Source organism: Paenibacillus sp. CB74, assembly GCF_055687625.1.
Map to the genome: position 1 here is coordinate 5993962 of NZ_CM146009.1, position 23251 is coordinate 6017212.

Annotated in this window: 23 protein-coding genes; 16 read left to right on the forward strand and 7 right to left on the reverse strand. The window is 48.1% G+C overall.

What is annotated here, in order from left to right; all coding sequences use genetic code 11:
- Window positions 1–142: 142 nt before the first annotated feature.
- From ACX9NY_RS26370 to ACX9NY_RS26390, 5 genes are all read right to left on the reverse strand, one after another.
- Window positions 143–277, reverse strand: a complete 135-nt coding sequence (locus ACX9NY_RS26370) for a hypothetical protein (RefSeq protein ID WP_339238245.1) — start codon at window positions 275–277, stop codon at window positions 143–145.
- Between the two features lie 336 nt (window positions 278–613).
- On the reverse strand, window positions 614–928 hold the full coding sequence (locus ACX9NY_RS26375; protein ID WP_062836933.1) for a DMT family transporter: 315 nt from the start codon (window positions 926–928) through the stop codon (window positions 614–616).
- Window positions 928–1269 (reverse strand): DMT family transporter, encoded by a 342-nt coding sequence (locus ACX9NY_RS26380; protein WP_339238244.1) that lies wholly within the window; start codon window positions 1267–1269, stop codon window positions 928–930. Before ACX9NY_RS26380 ends, ACX9NY_RS26375 begins: the two co-directional genes overlap by 1 nt.
- Window positions 1266–1889 carry a TetR/AcrR family transcriptional regulator gene (locus tag ACX9NY_RS26385; protein ID WP_339238242.1) on the reverse strand — a complete coding sequence of 208 codons (624 nt, stop codon included), beginning with the start codon at window positions 1887–1889 and terminating at the stop codon, window positions 1266–1268. The genes ACX9NY_RS26380 and ACX9NY_RS26385 overlap by 4 nt, the downstream gene beginning before the upstream one ends.
- 123 nt (window positions 1890–2012) lie before the next feature.
- Window positions 2013–3488, reverse strand: a complete 1476-nt coding sequence (locus ACX9NY_RS26390) for a phospholipase D family protein (RefSeq protein WP_472476006.1) — start codon at window positions 3486–3488, stop codon at window positions 2013–2015.
- Between the two features lie 227 nt (window positions 3489–3715).
- Between ACX9NY_RS26390 and ACX9NY_RS26395 the strand changes: the two genes are divergently transcribed.
- From ACX9NY_RS26395 to fni, 9 genes are all read left to right on the forward strand, one after another.
- Window positions 3716–4702: a MerR family transcriptional regulator gene (locus ACX9NY_RS26395; protein WP_339257711.1), complete on the forward strand. Its 987-nt coding sequence runs from the start codon at window positions 3716–3718 to the stop codon at window positions 4700–4702.
- Window positions 4703–4968: 266 nt separating this feature from the next.
- A complete protein-coding gene (locus tag ACX9NY_RS26400; RefSeq protein ID WP_342571223.1) occupies window positions 4969–6519 on the forward strand; it encodes a phytoene desaturase family protein in 1551 nt (516 codons plus the stop codon).
- Window positions 6516–7979: a phytoene desaturase family protein gene (locus tag ACX9NY_RS26405; protein WP_472476009.1), complete on the forward strand. Its 1464-nt coding sequence runs from the start codon at window positions 6516–6518 to the stop codon at window positions 7977–7979. The genes ACX9NY_RS26400 and ACX9NY_RS26405 overlap by 4 nt, the downstream gene beginning before the upstream one ends.
- Window positions 7976–8848, forward strand: a complete 873-nt coding sequence (locus ACX9NY_RS26410) for a phytoene/squalene synthase family protein (RefSeq protein ID WP_472476011.1) — start codon at window positions 7976–7978, stop codon at window positions 8846–8848. Before ACX9NY_RS26405 ends, ACX9NY_RS26410 begins: the two co-directional genes overlap by 4 nt.
- Window positions 8848–9615, forward strand: a complete 768-nt coding sequence (locus ACX9NY_RS26415) for a carotenoid biosynthesis protein (RefSeq protein ID WP_472476013.1) — start codon at window positions 8848–8850, stop codon at window positions 9613–9615. The genes ACX9NY_RS26410 and ACX9NY_RS26415 overlap by 1 nt, the downstream gene beginning before the upstream one ends.
- Window positions 9584–10345: a lysophospholipid acyltransferase family protein gene (locus ACX9NY_RS26420; protein ID WP_472476015.1), complete on the forward strand. Its 762-nt coding sequence runs from the start codon at window positions 9584–9586 to the stop codon at window positions 10343–10345. Before ACX9NY_RS26415 ends, ACX9NY_RS26420 begins: the two co-directional genes overlap by 32 nt.
- Window position 10346: 1 nt before the next feature.
- Entirely contained in the window at window positions 10347–11495 is a 1149-nt protein-coding gene (locus tag ACX9NY_RS26425; RefSeq protein WP_472476017.1) for a glycosyltransferase family 2 protein, read from the forward strand.
- The gene (locus ACX9NY_RS26430) at window positions 11492–12973 is read left to right on the forward strand and encodes a phytoene desaturase family protein (RefSeq protein ID WP_472476019.1); all 1482 of its coding nucleotides are present in this window, start codon (window positions 11492–11494) and stop codon (window positions 12971–12973) included. Before ACX9NY_RS26425 ends, ACX9NY_RS26430 begins: the two co-directional genes overlap by 4 nt.
- A gap of 220 nt (window positions 12974–13193) precedes the next feature.
- The gene (gene fni / locus ACX9NY_RS26435; protein WP_472476021.1) at window positions 13194–14261 is read left to right on the forward strand and encodes a type 2 isopentenyl-diphosphate Delta-isomerase; all 1068 of its coding nucleotides are present in this window, start codon (window positions 13194–13196) and stop codon (window positions 14259–14261) included.
- A gap of 151 nt (window positions 14262–14412) precedes the next feature.
- Here the strand turns inward: fni and ACX9NY_RS26440 are convergent, their stop codons facing one another.
- Window positions 14413–14865, reverse strand: a complete 453-nt coding sequence (locus ACX9NY_RS26440; protein WP_472476023.1) for a hypothetical protein — start codon at window positions 14863–14865, stop codon at window positions 14413–14415.
- 75 nt (window positions 14866–14940) lie between these two features.
- Window positions 14941–15372 carry a hypothetical protein gene (locus tag ACX9NY_RS26445; protein WP_472476025.1) on the reverse strand — a complete coding sequence of 144 codons (432 nt, stop codon included), beginning with the start codon at window positions 15370–15372 and terminating at the stop codon, window positions 14941–14943.
- A 212-nt stretch (window positions 15373–15584) separates the two neighbouring features.
- On the opposite strand from ACX9NY_RS26445, the gene ACX9NY_RS26450 reads away from it, so the two are divergent.
- From ACX9NY_RS26450 to ACX9NY_RS26480, 7 genes are all read left to right on the forward strand, one after another.
- Window positions 15585–16055: a GNAT family N-acetyltransferase gene (locus ACX9NY_RS26450; protein WP_339257698.1), complete on the forward strand. Its 471-nt coding sequence runs from the start codon at window positions 15585–15587 to the stop codon at window positions 16053–16055.
- Window positions 16056–16176: 121 nt separating this feature from the next.
- Window positions 16177–17277, forward strand: coding sequence for a redox-regulated ATPase YchF (gene ychF / locus ACX9NY_RS26455; RefSeq protein ID WP_062836948.1), 1101 nt, complete (start codon window positions 16177–16179; stop codon window positions 17275–17277).
- Between the two features lie 215 nt (window positions 17278–17492).
- Window positions 17493–17666, forward strand: a complete 174-nt coding sequence (locus ACX9NY_RS26460; protein WP_339238215.1) for a hypothetical protein — start codon at window positions 17493–17495, stop codon at window positions 17664–17666.
- A 553-nt stretch (window positions 17667–18219) separates the two neighbouring features.
- Window positions 18220–19287 (forward strand): peptide chain release factor 1, encoded by a 1068-nt coding sequence (prfA, locus tag ACX9NY_RS26465; protein ID WP_339238213.1) that lies wholly within the window; start codon window positions 18220–18222, stop codon window positions 19285–19287.
- A gap of 24 nt (window positions 19288–19311) precedes the next feature.
- Entirely contained in the window at window positions 19312–20196 is an 885-nt protein-coding gene (gene prmC / locus ACX9NY_RS26470) for a peptide chain release factor N(5)-glutamine methyltransferase (RefSeq protein WP_472479416.1), read from the forward strand.
- Window positions 20197–20281: 85 nt separating this feature from the next.
- The gene (locus ACX9NY_RS26475) at window positions 20282–21502 is read left to right on the forward strand and encodes an FtsW/RodA/SpoVE family cell cycle protein (protein ID WP_472476029.1); all 1221 of its coding nucleotides are present in this window, start codon (window positions 20282–20284) and stop codon (window positions 21500–21502) included.
- Between the two features lie 305 nt (window positions 21503–21807).
- The gene (locus ACX9NY_RS26480) at window positions 21808–23025 is read left to right on the forward strand and encodes an FtsW/RodA/SpoVE family cell cycle protein (protein ID WP_339257694.1); all 1218 of its coding nucleotides are present in this window, start codon (window positions 21808–21810) and stop codon (window positions 23023–23025) included.
- The last annotated feature ends 226 nt before the right edge of the window (window positions 23026–23251 follow it).

The following is a 23251-nucleotide window of genomic DNA, read 5'->3' on the forward strand; positions in this document are numbered from 1 at the left end:
ACGATCTGGTTAAAGGAATTCAAATGGGAGTAAATTGGAAAATTAATATGGAGGAAAGAGGATGATCAAAGGGAAAAAGAACAACATGTAACAAGGTGTAACCTGTATGTACGATGGGGTGTTGCTATCAAGAACGTTTAAGTTAGGCTCCTCCAGTGAAGGCGTACAAGGCGAGTATAATAATGGCGACTAGCGCGATGAGATAGAAGATAGCCATGCCGATCAGCAGGGCATACCCAGTATAAGAGCCAAAGCGTGCCAATAATTTTTTCAACATTACACCCTCCTTTCTTACGTAGCAGTGTATAGGGAGGTTCCCTATTTCTATCATATCCGAAAAAAGACGACTTCCTGATCGAAGTCGTCTTTTTTATTTTACAGAATTTAATAGATATCCTAATGGAAGCTAAGAAGTACACGATAACGGAGATTGCAGAACCAACTTGAAGAAACGGAGTGTTCGCCTTAAAGCTTTCTGTAAGAAAGCTTCTTCGGAAGCATATGCTATCACCGGATCTATCACTCTTCAAAGGAAATCAAAGAAATCTGGGGATAACAGCGGTCGGAAAGTGGTATTGCAATCGGAGTTATAAAGTGTAATTCAGTTGTTCCGTTACGTGATCAGTTTCAAACCAACCGCTGCAACCAAAATCATCGCGATAAACAGGATACGCTTCGCTTCTTTCCGTTCACCGAACAGGAACATGCCTGTTAACGTGCTGCCTACCGTCCCGATCCCGGTCCACACCGCATACGCTGTGCCCATGGGAATGGACGTCATGGCGTAAGATAACAGTGAGAAGCTAAACACAAACGATACCAGCATCAGTACGATATAAGGCCAGCCTTTGCGAGTAGAAGCACCATTAATACCGATCACGCCGAAAATTTCACATATCCCTGCACCCACAATTGCCATCCAAGCCATTATACTGCACCTCCTTTGGCTTCTTGCTGATCCGTAACCAGTTTCAGTCCGATTACGCCGCAGAGCAACAATCCAATGAGCAATACTTTGGCCAAGCGGAACGGTTCGCCGAATAAGACCATTTCCGTAAGGACGGTACCTGCCGTACCAATTCCCGTAAAGACGGCATACACCGTACCGACAGGCAATCTTTTGGAAGCAGCAATGATCAGTCCAAAGCTGATCACGATGGCAATCCCCGTCAAAGTCCACTCCCAGGCATTCGAGGCATGTTTCAGCCCGCTTACCCAGACAATCTCAATAATGCCACCGACAAATACATATAACCAGTTGCGGTTCATGATGTTGAATCTCCTTCCGGCACAACACTTCGTGCCTCTTCGTTCAGATGATGAATGCCATGCCAGAAGACAGGCCAGGATGCTTCCAACCGTCTCTTGTACCGACGGGAACTTCCATAGATGATCTCCACCGTAATCCCGTCGAGAAACGTCATGAATGCAATGGCGGCCTGCTCCGCGGGAATGGGTGAAATATCCCCATGACGTATTGCCCGTTGAAGCAAACGAGTTAGCGCACGTTCCATACCATCGATAAACGGATACACCAGATCCATCACTTCGCTATACAGGGAAAGTGGTGGGTAGAAACAATTGCGCAGCATCAAGCGAGCAGAGGCGTGTGCATTGTATTCTTGTTCGAACCAGATCAGCAAACCCTTCAGCCTCTGCTCCAATGGCAGATCCTCATGATCACGGAAATATTCGAGTGTGTGCCGTGTTACTTCGTGAAAAGCAAACGCCAGGGTGTGCAAAAACAAGTCATCCTTGCAGCTGAAATGTGCATATATGGACGGTTTTTTAATCCCGACTTCATCAGCTATAGCTCGTAGTGAAGCCCCCTCATAGCCATCTCTGGCAAAATGGAACAGGGCTGCATCCCGAATGGATTGTGCAGTCATCAGATCACCTTCCTAACGGTCGTTAGGTAATTATATTTTCACACTTCACATCACCTGTCAAGATGAAAATATCCGCCTGCACACGAGAGTACAGGCGGATACAGGTATGAATGTGGTGCTTGTCTAAAAGGTCGTAAGACCCAAAATCAGCTGTAACTTATAAAGGATACCTTTCAAGAACATGGTCTTCTCCTGAAACTCATCCAGGTCCAACGTGAACTCGGCATCATCATTATTCCAAATACGCTCAAAATAATTCGCGATATCGCGCGTGAACTTATTGTCTGGAGGTGCAGCAACCCATAGATCATTCTCCAGATTGTAGTCATTCATGTTTCGGGGTGTGAAGTTGGTTGAACCACCGAGCACGATATGATCTCCGCTTGCCTTGGCAATATAGATCATCTTGGTGTGGTACTGCTCCTTGGTGGTGTTATACCAGCGGATCTGTATTTTACCCTTGGATTTATCATGCAATTCGGCGGCAACAGGGCGATTAGGAATGCCGATTTTTTCCTGACCAAAAGCATTCTCATTAGGATCAAGTACAAGCCGGATGTCGGTTCCTCGTTTTTCGGCTTCGAGCAGGGCTTCCAATACTTTCGGAGAGGCCACATAGAACATGCCCATCCATATGGTATCACCTTTGCCAGCCTGATTGATTTCATGGAGAACAGCGTCATTCACTTTGCCTTCAGTTAAATAGCGTATTCGCAAATCTCCCGTGTTTGAATCCTTCGAAGGAGCTGTGTAGGCAGGAACCTGGCCTCCGCCCGAGATATCAAGTACAGCTTGCTCTGATTGCAGAATATCCCCTATGACTGGACCTGTTACTTCAAATGCAATGTTCGAGTGGTAAGCACTCGCATCATGGATATTGCCGGAAGAGACAATCGCCGTCTTTTCACTAACAACAACTTTGCGGTGATTCGCCTTCACATTGAGCAGCTTGAGATAGGAACGCACAGTGACATCTGGACCATCTGTGGCCATCAGGTTCTTGATCCAGCCATCCCCGGATTGGCCAAACCACTGGAAGAAGGTTCGCCAGACCGCAGAGTATACCGGAGTTGAATCACGCAAAGGGTCCACATCCGTAATGACTACATGAATGCCTGCTTGTTTCATTTGTTCCAGCAACGGATTCGGTGCTGAGTTATAGTTGGTATTTACTTCATCTGTAATAAACCAAATGTCCATATCAGGATGCTGATTTTTTTTGGCGACCAGAGCTTCGGTAAATTCAGTACTTACGGGAGGAAAGTTCTGTCCCTTGTGTTGATAATTATTGAACAGGAACATATCGACCAGGACAAACTGCTCTGCTTCCTCCACAATCTGCATCATGCGCTGAAAGATCTGCTGTTCATGCTGCATCTGTCCGTCGGAGGAAGGATAGGTCAGGTCATGCAGGAATTCGACTTGATCCACACGATACTCCGGACTTTCGTAGGAAATGCCCGGTGGCAATGGTTTATAGGTCTGATAGAGCATGACGGCGATGAGCCATAGGACCAATAGGGCGATCCCTGTTCGTATGTATGGAAATTTGCCGCGTGAAGACTTGCGGTCTGATGTATGGCGGCGCAATGAGACCAACGGTGGACTCCCCCTTCTGTACGTGCTGACTTCTATTACCACACGAATGATAACGTTGACGCAGGATAACCCGGTAGAATAACGAATGTAGCCGTATAGTACATATAGCAAATTGGCAGGATGCAATCGACAGGTGTCTGAGCGTTGTGTATAATGAGTGTATTATTTTTGTAGAATGTTAGGGTTTTCATATGCCTGACAAGGACGGGGAACCAAGGATATAACCTGTGAAATCTGGACAATTAGGAAAGAAAGTGGGTAATAAGGTGTATTCCATCAAACAAGTCGCAGCCATGCTCGATATCAGGGCGGTAACAATCCGGGCTTGGGAGAATCGGTATAATGCGGTCACCCCTGAGCGGACGGAATCGGGTTATCGAATGTATACCGAAGAGAATGTTGAGGATCTGCGCTGGTTGAAAGAACAGGTAGAGCTGCATCAGACTAATATCTCGGAAGCGGTACGGATGTTGAAAGTAAACAAATTAAACCCACCCGAGGCAGCTGCGCCTATTCCGATCATGGCTCCGGTGCCTTCAATGGAAGAAGCATACGAACGGATGGCAGATCAGATCTATGACTCGCTCTACAACTTTCAGGGTGAACGTGCCAATGGTTTGATTGATTTTGGTTTCACCATGTACGGGTACGATTCGATGTTCTATCATGTGCTGGTTCCCATACTGGTTCGGGTTGGAGATGCATGGGAGCAAGGCAGGGCTTCGGTCGCTCAGGAACACTTCATGACTCAGCTGATTTCACAGCGGTTTTATCAGTTTTTCCATCTGTTCCCGATCTATCCGCATCTGCCCAAAGTTCTGGCGTTGTGTCCGGAAGGGGAGCATCATCAGGTTGGGTTGCTGCTGTTCTCTCTCTTTATGCGTAAAAATGGAGCAGAAGTACTGTATCTCGGAGCGAACACGCCGGAAGAAGGCATTTTCCCGATTATCCGGGAGCAAAAGATCAAGTTGGTCTGCCTTTCGATCACAAGTCCGGGGCTGCTTGAACGGTGCGATCAACTTATAGAGCGGATTAAAAATGAATTTCCACATATTCGCTTCGTACTTGGTGGGAAAGGCTATGAGCGTGCAGAACATGCTCGTTACCCGCAATGGATCATGCCTGAGGATTCAGCAGATTGGCAGTCATGGATAGAACGTGAGTATCTCACAGAGCAACCACCTGGTGCGAGGTTTGGACAGGCAAATAATTAAGTATGATCTCAAATGACAATGAATAAGCTAGTGTATACAGGACATCCTTTGACGAAAGTGATCAAGGGGTGTTTTTTGCTTTTTTGATTGGAGTATTCTCGTAATTTGACCGATGGGTCATTTTTTGGTTTACAAGGTCGTATAATATTTGTATTATATTTGTATAATGTTTTTGCTGGTTACCGCTTAAAGTGTTCTTGGGCGGTTTAATAATAGGCTAGGGGCTAGAGAACTATAGGAATTCCCTACATAGAGAGGTGAGTGGCATGATACCGAATCAACAACGCAAACGTGCAGCTGTGATTGGCGCGGGTCCGGGTGGACTCGCAGCAGCGATGCTATTGTCCGGTCAGGGGTACGAAGTAGATGTATATGAGAAACAGCCAGTCATCGGGGGGCGTTCTGCCAGATTGGAACTGGGTGAATATCGATTCGACCGGGGCGCTACATTTTTGATGATGCCTCAGCTGATTGAAGAGATGTTCGACGTGGTGGGTCGCAAGTTATCCGATTATGTGCATATGAAAGAGTTAACCCCACTGTACGCACTGAACTTTGGTGACAAGGTGTTCACACCTTCTCGTAATCGGGAAGATACAGCCGCGCAGATTAAGGAATTGTTCCCGGGCAATGAAGACCATTACCTTCGGTTCATGCAAGAAGAAGAAGTGAAGTTTGGCAAAGTCATGCCTTTGCTCCGCCGTCCTTTTGGCAAGCTGACGGACTATCTACGCAAAGACGCGGTAACAGCTCTACCTAAGCTTGATGTCCACAACACGGTCTATGGAATCTTGTCCCGCTATTTTACAGACGAGCGTCTACGCTGGGCATTCACATTCCAATCCAAATACCTTGGCATGTCTGCCTGGGATTGTCCGGGTACGTTTACCATACTATCGTTCATCGAGCATCACTACGGATTGTTCCACCCCATTGGCGGTGTGAATCGGATCTTCCAGGCCATGGCTGATGTCGTGGAAGAATACGGAGGAAGGATACATACTTCCACCCCGGTGAAACAGGTCATCGTTCGCAAGGGTCGTGCCGAAGGTGTGTTGCTTGAGAACGGTGAACGCATTGAAGCGGACCATGTGGTCGTGAACGCCGACTTTGCACATGCGGTGAACCATTTGTTCGAACCGGGCGTACTTAAGAAATATACCCCGGAGAAAATGAAACGCAAAAAGTACTCCTGCTCTACAGCGATGCTGTATCTGGGGGTGGATGGTGAAGTGGACCTGCCGCATCACTCGATCTATTTTCCAGAGGACTACCGGTTGAACGTTGATGAGATTACGAAGCACAAAATGTTGTCAGCCGATCCATCTCTATATATTCATAACCCTTCCAGACTCGATTCGACACTGGCACCGGAAGGAAAATCTGCTTTATATGTTCTGATGCCTACGCCTAACCTTACCGCAGACATCGATTGGGAAGCAGAACGTGAGAATGTGCAGGAGGCCATGATGAAGCGCATGGAAGGCATTCCTGAGCTGGCAGACATTCGCAGCAGGATTGAAGAATGTATGCTGTTCACTCCACTCGACTGGGAGACTGAACTGGATGTGTACCGCGGAGCAACATTCAACATGGCGCATAATCTGGGTCAGATGATGTACCTGCGTCCCCATAACCAGTTTGAAGAGTTGAAAAGCGTATGGCTGGTTGGAGGAGGAACACATCCGGGCAGCGGTTTGCCAACGATCTTTGAATCGGCTCGAATCAGCGTGAGGCTGATCCAGGAAGAGGACGCGCGCACGCGCTCCAAGCCATCCTCTTATGTGAAGACGGCAGAAGCCGGAGGGCATTCATGAAGCGGGCCGCCATTGTAGGGGCAGGGATTGGCGGACTTACTTCGGCACTGTTGTTGAACCGTCAGGGATGGGATGTCACCGTGTATGAACGGGGGTCGCGCGTCGGCGGACGCATTGGTTACGAGCAGGAAGGAGAGTACCGGATCGATCAGGGGCCGACCATCGTGCTTCTTCCCGAAATGTTACTTGGCATCTTGGAAGAAGCCGGCGTAGATCGTTCGAAGATTGAACTGCTTCGCTGTGATCCCCTATATAGAGTGCATTATCACAGTGGTCGTGTCATGACCAAGATGACGTCACGTGAGGAGCAGACGGCGGAGATTGAGCGTTTGTTCCCGGGAGAGAGTCGAGGGTTCACGCGGTTCATGAAAGACATGGACACGTTGTTTCCGGCAGGCCGGGCAGCGTTTCTGGAACGGGCTTTTCCGCGCAAAAGGGATTTCTTCACACCATCTCTCATGACACTTATGGGCAGATTGCGTGCACACAAAAGTGTCCGGAAAGCGGTGGGCGATTATTTTCAGCATGAGGAATTGCTAGATGCTTACTCGCTACAAAGTCTATACATCGGTGGATCGCCGTTCGGGACGCCAGGCATCTACTCCCTGCTTCCCTATGCAGAGCATGAATATGGAATCTGGATGGTGAAGGGCGGGTATGCAGCATTACCGGCTATTCTGGAACAGGAACTGATCTCACGTGGTGGACGTGTTGTACTGAATGCGGAAGTTACAGGGCTCACGATTAAAAATGGTGTATGTGAAGGTATAGAAACGGCAGCAGGCGCAGAAAATGTGGATGCAGTTATCTACAATGGCGATTTCCCCCATCTTTCGGGTTTGCTTGGTCAATCATCAGAGGTAGCGCGTAAAAGAAAGCCATATCGTCCCTCTTCCGGATGTGTATTGCTCTATGTGGGCGTGGACAAAACCTGGGAAGATACAACGACGCACCAGTTCTTCCTGCCACCAAGTCTTGAAGGCAGTTTACAGGAAGTGTTCAATCAGCGACGCATTCCGGCAAAGTCCTCATTTTACGTATTTAATCCGGTCGCATTGGATGAGACGGCAGCGCCTTCAGGACAGAGTGTATTGTATTTCCTCATTCCCGTACCCGATGCTGAAGGTGTCGACTGGGAGCAGGAGAGCGAGGCGTTGGCAGAACGTGTACTGGAAGAAGCGGAGCAACGTGGATTCCCGGGACTTCGTGCAGCGATCAAGTGGAAAAAGGTGCGCACACCCGCTGACGCAGAGCGAGACGGGCTCTATGGGGGCGGAAGCTTCGGTATTGCGCCAGTGTTGTTCCAGTCCGGTGTATACCGACCGCAACCCAAACCATTCCCGAATATCAAGGGATTATATGCCGCAGGAGCATCTGTACATCCTGGAGGCGGAGTGCCGATTGTGATGCAGAGTGCACGTATGGCCGTCAATCAACTCACGAAGGAGATGGGAACATGAATGAAGCGATTTTGAGCAGGTGTGAAGAGTTGATGCAAAAGGGTTCTTCCTCTTTTTATCAGGCCTTTAGAGGGCTGCCAAGTCCGCGTCGGGAAGCGGTATATGTCATTTATGCCTTCTGCCGCATGATCGATGACAGTGTGGATGAACCGGAACAATCGGCCTATACGATTCATGAGATCCATGATTTGTTTGATCGACTGGACGAAGCGGAAGGACACTTTATCTGGCCAGCACTGAGATGGTTGTTTAGCAGTTTCCCTCATCTGGATAAGGGGCCATTCTTCCGTCAGATGGAAGGGCAACTCACCGATCTTAAAGTAACGCATTATGCAACGATGCAGGAACTGGAGCATTATTGTTATCTGGTGGCTGGAACCGTAGGCGAGATGTTGTTGCCTGTATTGCGGGATGATAATGGCGCGGAAGTAGCCGTAAACGGGATTGCTTTGGGTAAAGGAATGCAGATCGTTAACATTATTCGGGATGTAGGTGAAGATCGGGCCCGAGTGCGCCGGTATGTTCCGCTGGAGATCATGGAGAAGCATGGTTACTCGGAGCAGGACTTTGAAGACGGGATCGTGGACGAACGCTTTATTGCCATTATTCATGAGTTAAAAGCAGCAGCATTGAACTGGTTCCGTATTGGCATGGATCGATTGGATACTTATCCGACGGAAAGTGCGTTTTCGATTGAGCTGGCAGCAGCCTTTTACTCCACCATTCTACACGCGGTTGAGCGTAACGACTATGACGTATATACCAAACGGGCATATGTTAGTGATGAATTGAAACTGGAGATGCTGGGTACGATTGTGAAACGTTACCCGATGCTGGCCTATCAAGCTTCCCGAACGGCGGTATCCTGATGATTCAGTGGCTTTACTGGGCTTGGTATGTCATTGGAGCAACCTTGATGTTGACGATCGGCGTACCGGACGTGTTGTCCTTTTCCAATGGTTTATTCTTAATCTTCTATGCGTTGTATGTGCTGGATCTGATCTACCAGGGGCGCAATCGGACAGGTCTGTCCGACCAGTCAGTCATCTGGTTGAAACCCGGGCTGTGGATCGCTTCCATGATCATCTGGTTGGGTGGTATGGGCGTGGAGTGGGTAGGGGTGCATACGCATTGGCCCTTTGGTGAGTATGCTTACTCTGACTTTTTCGGGATTCATCTGTTCAGTGTGCCTGTTACGCTGGGTTTCGCCTGGATCGCAGTGGTGGGTAACTCGGCGCTGTTAAGTGGCGGGGGTTCAACCTGGGCTGGCAAGCTACTTCGAGCCGTGAAGACCGGGTTCTGGGCGGTGGTTCTTGATCTGGTGCTCGATCCTGTCGCGCATGCAAGAGGATTCTGGGAGTGGCAGGCTCCAGGTGGATTCTACGGGGTCCCGTGGACCAATTACATAAGCTGGTTTATCATGGGCGCATTCCTGTCCCTGTTCCTTCCGGCCATGCCTGGTGACCGTAGCTCATTGCTGCGTGCAAAATGGCTGTATCAGCTCTTTATTCTTCTATTCGGCTTACTCGCCCTGAAGGAAGGAATTACAGGCAGTTTTATCATCGCCATTGCAGGAATGCTTCTTGCCGAAGGGAGCTGGCTCTATGATTCGCGCCGTAAAATCAAAACCCTTTAATCGAATTTTTGCCTTATATAATCATTATTATCTGCTGCGTCGGCGCTTCCGCTCCTTCACGCTCACGGGGTCACTGGACCCGCAGGTGGATACCAGGGACGACTCCACGATTGATCCCACTCGTCCGGTGATCTATTTCATGAACCACAGCTCCTGGTGGGATGGTCTGCTGCTCTATCATGCGGCCAGGCAGACATCACGGGGAGATCATTATGTGATGATGGAGGAACAGCAACTTCAGCAATATGCCTTTTTTCGTAAACTGGGTGCATATTCAATCAATAAAGAGAGTGCGTCCGGTATTCGGACCTCTCTACAGTACACCAGTGAACTATTGGATTCGGGCAAAAGGGTATGGATTTTCCCCCAAGGAGAAATTCTGCATCAGGAGGCCAGACCGATTCTGTTCCGTCCAGGCATCGGATTGCTGCTTCGCCGCTCTCCGAATGCCATCGCAGTACCGGTAACCTTGTGCCACGGGATGGTCCAGCACGATTTACCGGAGATATCGATGCAGGCGGGTCCTCCTGTGATGGAAGACTGGAAGACGCTCAAGAGTGAAGAGATTGCCTCCAGACTCGGTCTTGTGTTGGAACAGCAGTTAGACGATCACAGATCAGCGCTTGTACGAATGGGACAGGGGAGCTTGCCAGATGCGCTTCCGCTGATTCGTCATGTACGTTCGACCAGTGAAAAATACGACGCTGCGCGAAAGCGGGTGAACCGTTAGAATGAGTGCATCTGAAACCTTCTGGATTGTGCTGACAAGCATATTGGGAATACAACTGTTGTTCGCTCTATGGAACGTCTCCTGTCTGCCCAAAGTACGTTCATTCCGGTCAGACAAGATACAACCACCGGACCTGCTGGTCTCGGTGCTGATTCCGGCCAGAAATGAAAGACTACATATCGAAGGATGTCTGGAAAGTGTGCTCGCGAGTGATACGTCGGGATTCCGGATGGAAGTGCTGGTGCTGGATGATCGCTCCGAAGATGAGACAGCGGCCATGGTTCAGGCGATTGCGGATCGTGATGCGCGTGTGCGTCTGCTGCATGGTGTCGATCTACCCGAGGGCTGGATGGGGAAATCCCATGCGTGTCACAGGTTGGTTCAGGAGGCCGAGGGAGAGTGGTATATGTTCGTGGATGCGGATGTGCGCCTGGAGCCAAGTGCCATTCGGCAGACTCTTGCGGCAGGGTGTGAGCAGAGCGGTGGTCTGGTAACCGGTTTTCCTTTTCAGGTAACGAAGACCTGGATGGAAAAGCTTGTCGTACCGATGATGGTCTTCACCATCATCAGTCATCTGCCCATTTTCATGATCCGCAGATCATCCAGTCCGATGTTTGTGGCCGCTACGGGGGCTTTTTTGTTGATTCATCGCTCCAGTTACGAAGCATCCGGTGGTCATGCTGCCATTCAGGCCCATCTGGTAGATGACATGAGTCTAGCCAAGGCGGTCAAGCGTGCAGGTCATCCGGTGATGCTGACTGACGTGCATGACGTAACGAATACCCGCATGTATCAGAACGGTGCAGAAGTGTGGAACGGATACAAGAAAAACATGTACGAAGGTATGGGCCGTAAAGACGTACTGCTGCTTGGCACGATGTTGATGTATACGCTGATGTATATTGTGCCTCCGCTGGGATTAATTTTTGGACTCATGACAGGTAGTTCGATGTCCATTCTGTATGGATTGATAGGAACATTACTGGGTATGGCTGTGAAAAGAGTAGCGGATCATGCTGGCGGACAACCCTGGTGGCTTGCCCTTCTGCAACCGGTCAGCATGGCCTGTGTCATTGCCATCGGACTTGCTTCCTGGCAGGCGGGTCGCTCCGGCAAGGGGTATGTATGGAAAGGTAGGCGGTACAGTTGAGAGGTAACGTCATCATTATCGGTGCAGGATTCGGAGGTCTATCGTGTGCGATCCGACTTGCTTCACAAGGTGTGCAGGTGACCATTCTGGAACGGCAGGATCATGTAGGAGGTAAGCTGCAGCAGATTGAGCGAGACGGTTATCATTTTGATCGGGGACCGAGCACGATCACGATGCCATCCACCTTTCGTTCCGTCTTCGATCATGCAGGTGTAACAATGGAAGATTACGTACAGCTATATGAGTTGGAGCCGCGTACGCGTAATATATTTGCAGATGGCACAGTGGTCGATTTGTCAGGCAAACGCGGGTGGATGAAGGAGCAGATCGCGGCGTACAGTCCGGAGGATGCGGCTCGTTATGATGCGTTTATGGATGAGTCTGCCGCACTGTATGAGGAAGCCAATCGTCATTTTCTGGGTAAGTTGTTGCTGTCTCCTTCTGACAAATACAATCTTCAGATGCTGCGCAGCCTGCTCCGCGTGAGGCCAACGGTGAAGCTGGATAAGTTGTTGCGTTCGTATTTCCGGCATCCGCATACACTCGCTATGTTCGGGCGGTACGCAACCTATGTGGGATCATCGCCGTATCAGTCTCCTTCGATCTTTGCCATGATGGGTCATGTGGAAGCAGAGGTGGGCATCTACGGGGTCAAAGGAGGAACCTATCAACTGATCGAGGGCATGACTCGGCTGGCACAGGAAAAAGGTGTACAGATCATTACGGGCATAGAGGTGCGGCAGATTGTTGTTCGGAATGGCGCAGTGGCAGGCGTGGATACGAATCAAGGCTTCCGTGAAGCCGATCAGGTGGTTGCCAATGGAGATGTGCTTAGCGTGAATCGACTACTGCTGGCACCGGAAAACCGGAAAGAGATGAGTGATGCCCGCATACAGAAGTATGAACCATCCATTTCGGGATTTGTAACGCTGGCAGGTGTGCGAAGACAATATGATGAACTGCTGCACCATACCGTCTTTTTCCCGGAGAGGTATGAACCGGAGTTCGACCATATATTCCGTGACCGTAAAATGCCCGAAGATCCTACGATCTATATCTGTTACTCAGGTTATTCGGAAGCAGACATGGCCCCGGCAGGAGCCAGTAACTTGTTCATTCTGGTCAATGCCCCCTACTTGTCGGATTCGTGGAATTGGGAGCAGCAGACGGAACGTTACGGAACGTTTGTACTGGAACAATTGGCAGCGCGGGGAATTACCGGGTTGAACCAATCCGATGTGTTGATCCGATACACGCCGCGAGATATCGAACGGGATACGTTGGCGCATCAAGGCTCGATCTATGGCATTTCGTCCAACTCGGTGAAGCAGACCTTCATGCGTCCAGGCAATCGAAGCAAAGATGTCCAGGGACTCTGGTACGTCGGCGGTACAACACATCCAGGCGGCGGAACCCCGATTGTGACCTTATCCGGGCAGCTTGTTGGTGAGCAGTTGGCATCGGAAATCTTGAGATAAGAAGGCATAAAAGATAGTGGTGCTCCGAGATTTAAGTGAGACATTTGGTTTCGGAGCATCCTTTCCATAGCTGGATTGGAACGTTATACTGGATAGAGTTATGCTGCAATGCTTATTAGATGAATGTTTTTGTCTTTTGCATAAGACATCTATACATAGAAGCAAGGAACGGGCAGGTTATCCTGTCGATCCGCACGATTCTCACATAGGAGGTCTCATCATGAATGAACAAGAGCGAGCCGGCGAACGGCTGCTTCCCGAAGTGGCTACGGGAGAACGGAAGCTGGAACACGTGCGCCTCTGTCTTGAGGAGAATGTGGCAGGAGAAGGGGTAACCAGCGGTATGGAGCGGTATGCTTTTCGTCATCACCCACTGCCGGAGCTGGATTTTGCAGAGGTGCATCTGGAGACTTCGTTTATTGGCAAAAAAGTACGTACACCCTTGCTCATCAGTTCGATGACGGGTGGAAGCAAAACAACGGGCGCTATCAATGAGCGCCTCGCCCGAGTAGCGAACGCCAGAGGCTGGGCGCTCGGCGTAGGTTCGATCCGGGCTGCCGTGGAACAGCCAGAACTGGCAAGTACCTTCGATGTGCGGCGCTGGGCACCGGACATCCCGGTCATAGCCAACCTGGGCGCGGTGCAGCTAAACTATGGTTTCACAACAGCTGACTTCCAGCGCGCCGTAGATATTGCGGGTGCGGACATGCTCGTGCTTCATCTGAACACGTTGCAGGAAGTTTTCCAGCCGGAAGGTAATACGAACTTCAGCGGATTATTTCACCGGATTGAGAACTTGTGTCGTGAGTTAGACGTGCCTGTTGGCGTAAAAGAAGTCGGTTTTGGCATCGATGGCTTGACGGCTCAACGCTTATATGAAGCAGGTGTGGCGTTTATCGATGTAGCTGGTGCTGGTGGTACAAGCTGGGTGCAGGTAGAGAAGTATCGTAACAACAACCCGGTACGCCGGGCGGCTGCGGAAGCTTTTGCCGACTGGGGCATTCCGACAGCGGAGTGTATTCAGGAAGTGCGAGCGCTGAATCCGGCGGGTGCTCTGATTGGCAGTGGCGGACTTTACACGGGCGTGGATGCAGCCAAAGCCCTCGCGCTCGGTGCGAATCTGGCTGGTTTTGGCCGATCTCTGCTCGAATCCGCAGTCGCTTCCGACGATGCTCTGAATGAGCGATTGGAACAGGTCGAATTCGAGCTGCGTACCGTGATGTTTGGCATTGGCGCAGGGCGGATTGAGGATTTGAAACAGACGGAGCGGCTGGTGGAACGGCGGTAAGCGCAGGGTTAAAATGAAAATGATATAAACTTCATTGGAGTTATTTAATTATATATTTTGAATCTACTCATATTGCTTCCTACTATAATCTGCAACAAAAATAGTGTAGAAGATACTTCATTAAGAAATATCCTCTACACTATTTATTTTATTAAAATTGTCTGGCACTTATATTCATATCCATTTTATGACCTGTTGAACTATAGATATAAACTTTGACGTTTGTTGTGCCTATAACACCTATTCTTGTTGTTTTTTGAGTTCCTTTTTTGATTGAAATATCAATTGGAGAAAGATTGCCCACAGTGATCTTGACATAAATAGTATCCGTACTAGTGTTGTTAATCCAAAGATTAGAAGTCTCTCCATTGTCAGAATTCAATGTGAATGATTTTTCATATGCATTGTAACTACTGTAATTGAATGGTCTTATAAGTTGTATGTCCAATGAAGTAACAATCGGATCATTAGAGTTCTCCACAGTGATTGGAGGGTTAGTAAAAGCATCTTTGACTCTATCCTCTAATCCAACAGCACTAGCTTGATGTAAAGAAAGTAATAAAGAGAAGACTAAGCCTGCGCCTAAAATCATGTTTAAGGACAATGTAATTTCCTCCTCTATGCTTTTAGTATGTAATGAGGATGTACCAATTACTTATATAATTGTGTTGCCGAAAGATTACATACATTCCTCTTTCACAGTGACATTCTCATTGGTTACAGTAACGTATGAATTGCCGGACAAGTATTCCGTATAACCGCAAACCATTTTGTTATAGGTTTTACCGCGGCTGTCTGTAAACTCTAAAGAGACAGTACCCTCTCCGGAAAGTTTCAGCTGTGGGGCGAATTTCACTTTTGCTCCGCTGGGAATATCCTTTTTGAATACGTAGGTGGAGCCACTCTCGTTGGTATTATACGAGTCGCCTTGGGCTAAGTTAGTCTGAATATTGGTGAGGTTATAGTCAGACTGATTGTGGATTGTGATTCTCAAGTGGCGAAAGGGATCGACTGCATCCAGAAAGCTCATAAAAGCGACTATGGCGATTCCGAGTACGATGGCGGACAAGATAATGATTTTCTTTTTGGAGAATCGGCGATGTGTGTACAATATAATGCACTCCTTTCCTATGAGTTATAAACGATGGGAGGAGATCAAAAGTTATAGATAAAATGGATACATATGAAAATTGAAGTTCAAATCGTCAGAATTACTTCATGCGCCAAGCGGGAGAACAGGATACAATAAGATACTAGCAGTGCAAAAAGGACTGCAAAGAGGTTCTACATAATGAAGATCACTCAAAATAAGGAGGGGGATAAATGGAACTTTCTCCAATGAATCAGGAAGATTATGCGAGTTTTTGCATTCGATCGATTAAGGATTTTGCACAGGAAAAAGTAGAAGCAGGCACTTGGGCGGAGGAAGAGGCGCAGCAACTGGCCGAGGAATCTTATGAACGTTATCTGCCAGAAGGTTTGAATACACCCGGAGCATATCTCTACAATCTAGTGCATCCTGTGGACGGAAATGTGGGGTATATCTGGTTTAATATCACGGATAATCGTCGTGGTAAAGATGCATTTTTACTGGACATTGTGGTTGAAGAAGCACACCGCGGTAAAGGGTATGGAACAGAGACGATGGAGGCGCTTGAACAGACGGCCTTGAGTCTTGGCGTGGATCGCATCGGATTGCATGTGTTTGGACATAATGTGCGAGCGAGTAGCCTTTATCGCAAGATGGGATATGAAGTAACGGATCTAACGATGTACAAGGAAATCAAAGGGTAAACCAATAGCGGATGGGACGCTGGTCGAATTGGCGAAGTTCCTTGATGCCTTGAGGTTTGTCATATATAATGTATAGGATTATCCATACCGAACAAGTAATCAATGAGGAGTTGTCATATACATGGCTTTGAAAGCTGGAATCGTGGGTTTGCCTAACGTTGGTAAATCTACATTGTTTAATGCAATTACACAAGCAGGTGCCGAATCGGCAAACTATCCGTTCTGTACAATTGACCCTAACGTGGGGATCGTTGAAGTACCCGATGAGCGTTTGGACAAACTGACAGAACTCGTTGTACCTAAGAAAACAGTACCAACGGCGTTTGAGTTTGTAGATATCGCGGGTCTGGTTCGCGGTGCGAGCAAAGGCGAAGGTCTGGGTAACAAGTTCCTTGCCCACATTCGTGAAGTAGACGCAATTGTACACGTGGTACGTTGCTTTGTAGATGAGAACATCACACACGTCGATGGTAAAATCGACCCGGTAAGCGACATCCAGACCATCAATCTGGAGCTGATCCTGGCTGATATCGAGAGTGTTGAGAAGAAAATCGACCGCTCCAAGAAAAACATGAAGGGCGGCAACAAGACTGCCTCTCAAGAAGTAGAAGTGTTGGAGAGAGTGAAGGCTGTTCTGTACGATGACAAGCCGGCACGCAGCATGGAACTTACAGATGACGAGCTTCTGATCATCCGTGATCTGCACTTGCTCACTCTAAAGCCTGTTTTGTACGCAGCCAATGTAGCTGAGGATGAAATTGGCGACGTGGCGAACAATGCTTACGTGCAAAAAGTAAGAGAATTCGCAGCTGCTGAAAACGCAGAAGTGGTGCCAATCAGTGCGAAGGTTGAAGAAGAGATCTCCGAGCTGGAAGGCGAAGATAAACAAATGTTCCTGGAAGAACTTGGTATCGAGGATTCCGGTCTGAACCTGTTGATCAAAGCGGCTTACAAATTGCTCGGTCTGTACACATACTTCACAGCAGGTGTACAGGAAGTTCGTGCATGGACAATCCGTAAAGGTACCAAAGCGCCAGGCGCAGCAGGTGTTATTCACACGGACTTCGAGCGCGGATTCATCCGGGCAGAGGTTGTTTCTTATGACGATCTGGTGGCAGCAGGTTCCATGAACGGTGCCAAAGAGCGTGGACAACTTCGTCTTGAAGGTAAAGAGTACGTTGTAAATGACGGCGACGTTATGCACTTCCGTTTCAACGTTTAAGTTGTTACACATTTATATGTAGACTTAAAATTATGACCCTACGACCTTCTTCGTGAAGTTCGTGGGGTCTTTAACTTAGAGCTCTGAAGATGAGGATGCAACGGAGAATAGTCTTCCAAGAGAAACGGGTTCTTTGTTTTCATAATCAAAATCAACTGCTGAGATAGAGATGTAAATAGGCATATTATGGTATAATAGAGGAGACAAAGTAACCGGTGGATAATCGATACGGTGATGCTTACCCGAAAGGGGGTGACGCCGTGTCATTTCTTGCAGTAGTGCAGCATTTCCTAGAAATTAGCGACAAGCTAATTAGTATTGCAGTGGGGTTAATAGCCGTATGCAGTGCGTGGAAAGCAGCGCGGAACAAGAAAAACCACCGGGATTAGGTTGGTCGCCTTGCAATCCGGTGGTTTTTCATTCGTTTGATTGAAATTCGCCGTGGTCGCCCACCGGCCTTTGTTGGAGAAGTCACGATGTTAGCGCATCGTGGCTTTTGTTTATTTTACACTTGCTATACTTGTATTATACCACAGTAGGATCATTTCGGAACCACATCGAACAACAATTTCATTTTGTATCTTGCAGCACCAAAAAATAGTTCATCCGCTTGCGGAACAGTTACTATTCAGAACCATAAGAATATGCTATAATTAAGAGTCGTATACCACGTTAAAATTCGCACTGTAACCGATGAGTCGAAGCGAGTTTCATACAGGGTACACGATTTCTTGATATCACTTTAAAAGTAAAGGATTTGATGACGTTGTAGCGATGTTATACGTCGATCATACATGAATGTGAATACATGCTGCGGTCAGGGGATTCATTGAGAATCCTGTGCGTTGTGGAATATAGATTATAAATGTAATTAATGTTGAATTGAAATCATTATTGAAAATGTAATGTGCTTGGACAAAATAATGCGTGAGGTGACTATACATGTTGGATAAATTACAGGCGTTAGCCGACCGTTATGACAAGTTGAGCGAGCTTTTGTGTGACCCGGATGTGGCAAGTGACAACAAAAAGCTGCGGGAATACTCGAAAGAACAATCCGATCTGCAACCGACTTATGAAGCGTACACGGAATACAAACAGGTAAGTCAGGATCTCGAAGCTGCAAAGGAAATGCAGGGTGAGAAACTGGATGATGAGATGCGTGAAATGGTCAAAATGGAAATTGAAGAACTGAGTACTCGCCAGAAGGAACTGGACGAATTGATTCGTGTACTCATGCTGCCAAAAGATCCGAATGACGACAAGAACGTTATTGTTGAGATTCGCGGGGCAGCTGGTGGAGATGAAGCAGCGTTGTTTGCAGCAGATCTGTATCGGATGTACACACGTTATGCAGATGCACAAGGCTGGCGTGTAGAGCTGATGGACGTTAACACGAATGATCTCGGTGGATTCAAAGAGGTTGTTTTCCTGATCAACGGACGTGGTGCTTACAGCAAAATGAAATACGAAAGCGGCGCACACCGTGTGCAGCGTATTCCAACAACCGAGTCTGGCGGACGTATTCATACGTCAACTTCAACGGTTGCGGTTATGCCAGAAGCCGAAGATTTTGATATCGAAATTCATGATAAAGACATCCGTGTGGATACATTCTGTTCCAGTGGTGCTGGTGGACAATCGGTTAATACGACGAAATCCGCAGTACGGGTAACGCACGTTCCAACGGGAATTGTGGCGACATGTCAAGATGGAAAATCACAGAACTCCAACAAGGAAAAAGCGTTGCAGGTTCTGCGTACACGTATCTTCGATATGAAACGTATGGAAGAGGAAGCAAAGATCTCTGTTGAGCGGAAAAGCAAAGTGGGAACGGGTGACCGCAGTGAGCGGATTCGTACGTACAACTTCCCGCAAAGCCGTGTGACGGATCACCGGATCGGCCTGACGATGCACAAGCTGGATCAAGTGATGAACGGAGAGATTGAAGATATTCTGTCTGCACTGACCATTGCTCAGCAGACTGAAATGATGGATAGAGGAGAATAATCTGTGACCCGAGCGCAGTTTGTCATGACGCCGGAACAGAGCTGTCGGGAAGCCTTCGTGGAGGCTTCCTCTTTTTTGGAGAAGTGCGGCGTGTACGAGCCGCAAAACAATGCCCGGCTGCTGCTGGAACATGTACTCGGCGTCTATGGCGCCGCTTACTACATGATGCAGCCGGAGCCTTTTCCCAGCGAGCATCGCAGCCGCTGGGAGGACGCCGTCACGCGCAAGGCTGCGGGTGAGCCGGCGCAATACATTATCGGCAGCCAGGAATTCTATGGGCTGCCGTTCGAGGTCACGCCGGCCGTGCTGATTCCGCGGCCGGAGACCGAGCTGTTGGTCGAGGCTGTGCTGCGCGAAGCCGACCGCGTGTTTCCTGACGGCGCTCCGCTCGCCGTCGATATTGGCACGGGCAGTGGTGCCATCGCGGTGACGATGGCTTCACTGCGCCCGCGCTGGCAGGTCGGCGCCGGGGATCTCTCGGCGGCTGCCCTGCAAGTGGCCGCGCGGAACGCGGCCGCGAACGGGGTACAGATCGACTTCCGTGAAGGCGATCTGCTGGCACCGTTCGCCGGGGCACAGGTGGACATCCTGGTGTCCAACCCGCCATACATCCCGGCGGCAGATATCGCCGGGTTACAGCAAGAGGTGCGCGATCATGAGCCGCGCATGGCACTGGACGGCGGTCCGGACGGGCTTGCACCGTACCGGATCATGCTGGAGCAGCTGGCGCTGCTGCCTGCACCGCCGCAGATCATTGGTTTTGAGCTGGGCCAGGGGCAGGCTCGCGACATCGCGGCTCTACTTGAAACGGCGGGACATTGGCCGGAAATTATCATTGTACCGGACCTTGCCGGAATCGAGCGGCATGTCCTGGGTGTTCGTACTTCGGAACAGGTGACGAAAATGTAAGGTTCCGCGGGTTTTCTTTTTGCCGTGAAATCCTCTACAATGAGATATACCGAAGATTTCTGAATGCTTGGGGGAACATAATTACATGCTGCACAAATTTAAAAAGATAGATTATTCTATCGTGTTTATACTGGTTATTCTGATGGTTATCAGTATTTTGTCGATTTACAGTACAACGTTTGGTCGTCCGAAGCTGGAGGGACTCCCGAAAAGTGCAGTGATTTTTTATATTTTTGGATTCATCGTCTTTTTTGGAATGTCGATGATCAATTATAAATTTATAATCAAAAATTATTTATATATCTATGGCGTGGGTATGCTGCTGCTCATTTTCGTAATGTTTTTTGGTAAAGAGTATTACGGTGCAAAAGGTTGGCTGTCCATCTTCGGGGTCAGTTTGCAACCTGCTGAGTTGTTCAAGTTATGTCTAATTGTGTTTTTATCAGCCTTTTTGGCCCGAAAGAAGAATCGTCCGCTCTATTTCGGACGTGATGTTATTCCGATCTCACTCTGTGTTCTGCCGCCGTTACTACTGGTATTGCTTCAAAATGACTTGGGAAATGCGTTAAGTTATGTTGTCATTCTTGTGGGCCTATTGTGGATCGGCAACATTAAATTTACGCATGCCCTCATTGGTTTTATTATTGCTGTGGCGACTTTTATCGGCGGTACACAGGCGTATATTCATTATCATGATGAGATTGTTAAATTTCTGAATGACATTGGACGTTCGCACTGGGCGGATCGTTTTGACCCCTGGCTTGTACCAGAGCTGACCTCAAGGGATGTACTCTGGCAGACGTATAATGCGAAGCTTGCGATCGGTTCTGGCGGTATTACGGGCAAAGGATATATGGAGGGCACAACGATTCAGTCGAATCGGGTGCCGCTGGCCTATGCAGACTCGATCTTTGTACAGATCGGGGAGGAGTTTGGCTTCATCGGTGCCTCGGTATTGCTTCTCCTATACTTTATCCTGATTCACAGGCTGGTGCTGATTGCACTGGAGTGTAAGGATCGCGCCGGACCTTATCTTATTGTAGGTATTATAGCGATGCTGCTCTACCAGATCTTTGTTAATATTGGTCCATTCATTGGTCTGATGCCACTGACAGGGATTACGCTGCCATTTATCAGTTCGGGCGGTACCTCCATTATGCTCAACATGATCAGTATGGGGATTGTGATGAGTATCAAGGTTCACACGGAAGAAAACGAGGATATTCTCGGCTCTGCGGAACAACCGAGTATTACCGATCTGGTGATGAAATTGCTAAGACGCAAGCCATCCCAGCAGGAGCAATAACGTTCTCGGAATTAAAAAATCTGGGATAACAGCGATTGGAAGTTTATTCTGTCATCGTAGTGTCAGTGTAAATAATCCTTAGTTTAACTTATATAACTACAGAACCCTGGAACAGATCAGCCCTATTCACTTAGGGATGAATGTTTCCGGGTTTTTATTTTTACGGTGGGAGATAGGCCTCTGATTTGTTTGATATTCATCCTGAAGCAATCTGATTTCCATTTTATCATCCAATTATATACAATGGAAATATTGAGTTTAATTGGAAATCATAGAATGCTAGATTCAGGGGGATGGACGGAGTCATGTTGAGAATGTTGAAAAAGATGGATGGTGTGATTCTCTTCATCATGCTGTTGCTCATGATTATTAGTGTATTTGCAATTTACAGCGGAACGCAAACAGATGCTCATCTGGCGAGTCACCATGTCAAAACGATTTATTTCTATGTGGCTGGATTCATTGCGGTGCTTGTCATCGGGCTTGTGAATTACAAGTTATACGTGAAATATGCGTTTTATTTGTATGGGTTTGGAATTATACTGCTGATCCTCGCTAATGTCCTGGGCAGTTCGATCAATAATGCCAACGGTTGGCTGAAGCTTGGGGAATTTTCTTTTCAACCGGCAGAGCTGTTCAAGATGATTCTGATTCTGTTCCTTGCTCATTTAATTGTGAAGAGACAACGAGGCACGCTGCAATTTTGGAGAGATATTGTGCCGATTGGCTGCTGGGCGTTTATTCCATTTGCTCTGGTTATGGCTCAGAATGATCTAGGCAATGCATTGGGGTATGTGGTGATTCTGGCTGCGGTATTCTGGATCGGAAATATGAGACTGAAGCACGTATTAATTGTACTGACGATTGTGGGAGTGACCTTCTTTGGTTTTGTTAAAGCCTATACGTTCTACCATGATGAAGTATTTACTTTTCTTGAAAAGATAAAAAGGGAGCATTGGGCGGAGCGAATTGATCCATGGCTTGTGCCGGAAAAGGCTACCTCCAAAGCGTCCTGGCATACGAAAAATGCAGGTTTAGCCATTGGTTCAGGGGGCATTATCGGCAAAGGTTATTTGCAAGGAACATCCGTTCAGAGCGGTCGAGTCCCTTATACGTATTCGGATTCCATTTTTGTCGTGATCGCAGAGGAGTTTGGCTTTGTCGGTGCATCCGTACTGATTCTGTTGTACTTTATTCTGATTCAACGTATGGTGTGGATTGCTCTGAGTTGCAGAGATCGCGCGGGACCCGTCATCATTGTAGGTATTATCGGAATGTTGTTGTATCAGGTGTTTGAGAATGTGGGAGCGTTCCTCGGCCTGATGCCGCTCACAGGAATTACGTTGCCATTCATCAGTTACGGGGGCACCTCCCTGCTCATTAACATGGCTTGTATTGGCGTGGTCATGAGTATTAAGTTATATGGACAGGAAGAGGAGGATGAACTTCTCATGGGGGAGCAGCAACCGCGGTTGTCGGAACGTTTATGGAATATGCTCAAGAAAGAGAAAAGTGCTGTGTAACTGCTGAAATAGTTTAATGAAAAGCACAGTGGTGGAGCGACTAACGTGATTGTTCATTGTTCATAAGGATAACGAGGTTGATTTGCCCTGTAACCAGGTGCGGATCAGCCTTTTTAACATGACTGGTGAGTGTATGTATATCATAGAATCGATTTAGTAGATTTATTGTATATGCTAGGTTTACTTCCGTCTCTCCCGGGCATACTGATAGACATGAGAGAGTTGC

Bases quoted from the DNA above. Each gene is read 5' to 3' on its own strand.
- ACX9NY_RS26425 (WP_472476017.1), top strand. From the start codon at position 10,347: ATGAGTGCATCTGAAACCTTCTGGATTGTGCTGACAAGCATATTGGGA.
- prmC (WP_472479416.1), top strand. From the start codon at position 19,312: ATGACGCCGGAACAGAGCTGTCGGGAAGCCTTCGTGGAGGCTTCCTCT.
- fni (WP_472476021.1), top strand. From the start codon at position 13,194: ATGAATGAACAAGAGCGAGCCGGCGAACGGCTGCTTCCCGAAGTGGCT.
- ACX9NY_RS26450 (WP_339257698.1), top strand. From the start codon at position 15,585: ATGGAACTTTCTCCAATGAATCAGGAAGATTATGCGAGTTTTTGCATT.
- ACX9NY_RS26380 (WP_339238244.1), bottom strand. From the start codon at position 1,269: ATGAACCGCAACTGGTTATATGTATTTGTCGGTGGCATTATTGAGATT.
- ACX9NY_RS26480 (WP_339257694.1), top strand. From the start codon at position 21,808: ATGTTGAGAATGTTGAAAAAGATGGATGGTGTGATTCTCTTCATCATG.
- ACX9NY_RS26420 (WP_472476015.1), top strand. From the start codon at position 9,584: ATGATTCGCGCCGTAAAATCAAAACCCTTTAATCGAATTTTTGCCTTA.
- ACX9NY_RS26375 (WP_062836933.1), bottom strand. From the start codon at position 928: ATGGCTTGGATGGCAATTGTGGGTGCAGGGATATGTGAAATTTTCGGC.
- ACX9NY_RS26410 (WP_472476011.1), top strand. From the start codon at position 7,976: ATGAATGAAGCGATTTTGAGCAGGTGTGAAGAGTTGATGCAAAAGGGT.
- ACX9NY_RS26370 (WP_339238245.1), bottom strand. From the start codon at position 277: ATGTTGAAAAAATTATTGGCACGCTTTGGCTCTTATACTGGGTATGCC.
- ACX9NY_RS26405 (WP_472476009.1), top strand. From the start codon at position 6,516: ATGAAGCGGGCCGCCATTGTAGGGGCAGGGATTGGCGGACTTACTTCG.
- ACX9NY_RS26415 (WP_472476013.1), top strand. From the start codon at position 8,848: ATGATTCAGTGGCTTTACTGGGCTTGGTATGTCATTGGAGCAACCTTG.
- ACX9NY_RS26385 (WP_339238242.1), bottom strand. From the start codon at position 1,889: ATGACTGCACAATCCATTCGGGATGCAGCCCTGTTCCATTTTGCCAGA.
- ACX9NY_RS26400 (WP_342571223.1), top strand. From the start codon at position 4,969: ATGATACCGAATCAACAACGCAAACGTGCAGCTGTGATTGGCGCGGGT.
- ACX9NY_RS26475 (WP_472476029.1), top strand. From the start codon at position 20,282: ATGCTGCACAAATTTAAAAAGATAGATTATTCTATCGTGTTTATACTG.
- ychF (WP_062836948.1), top strand. From the start codon at position 16,177: ATGGCTTTGAAAGCTGGAATCGTGGGTTTGCCTAACGTTGGTAAATCT.
- prfA (WP_339238213.1), top strand. From the start codon at position 18,220: ATGTTGGATAAATTACAGGCGTTAGCCGACCGTTATGACAAGTTGAGC.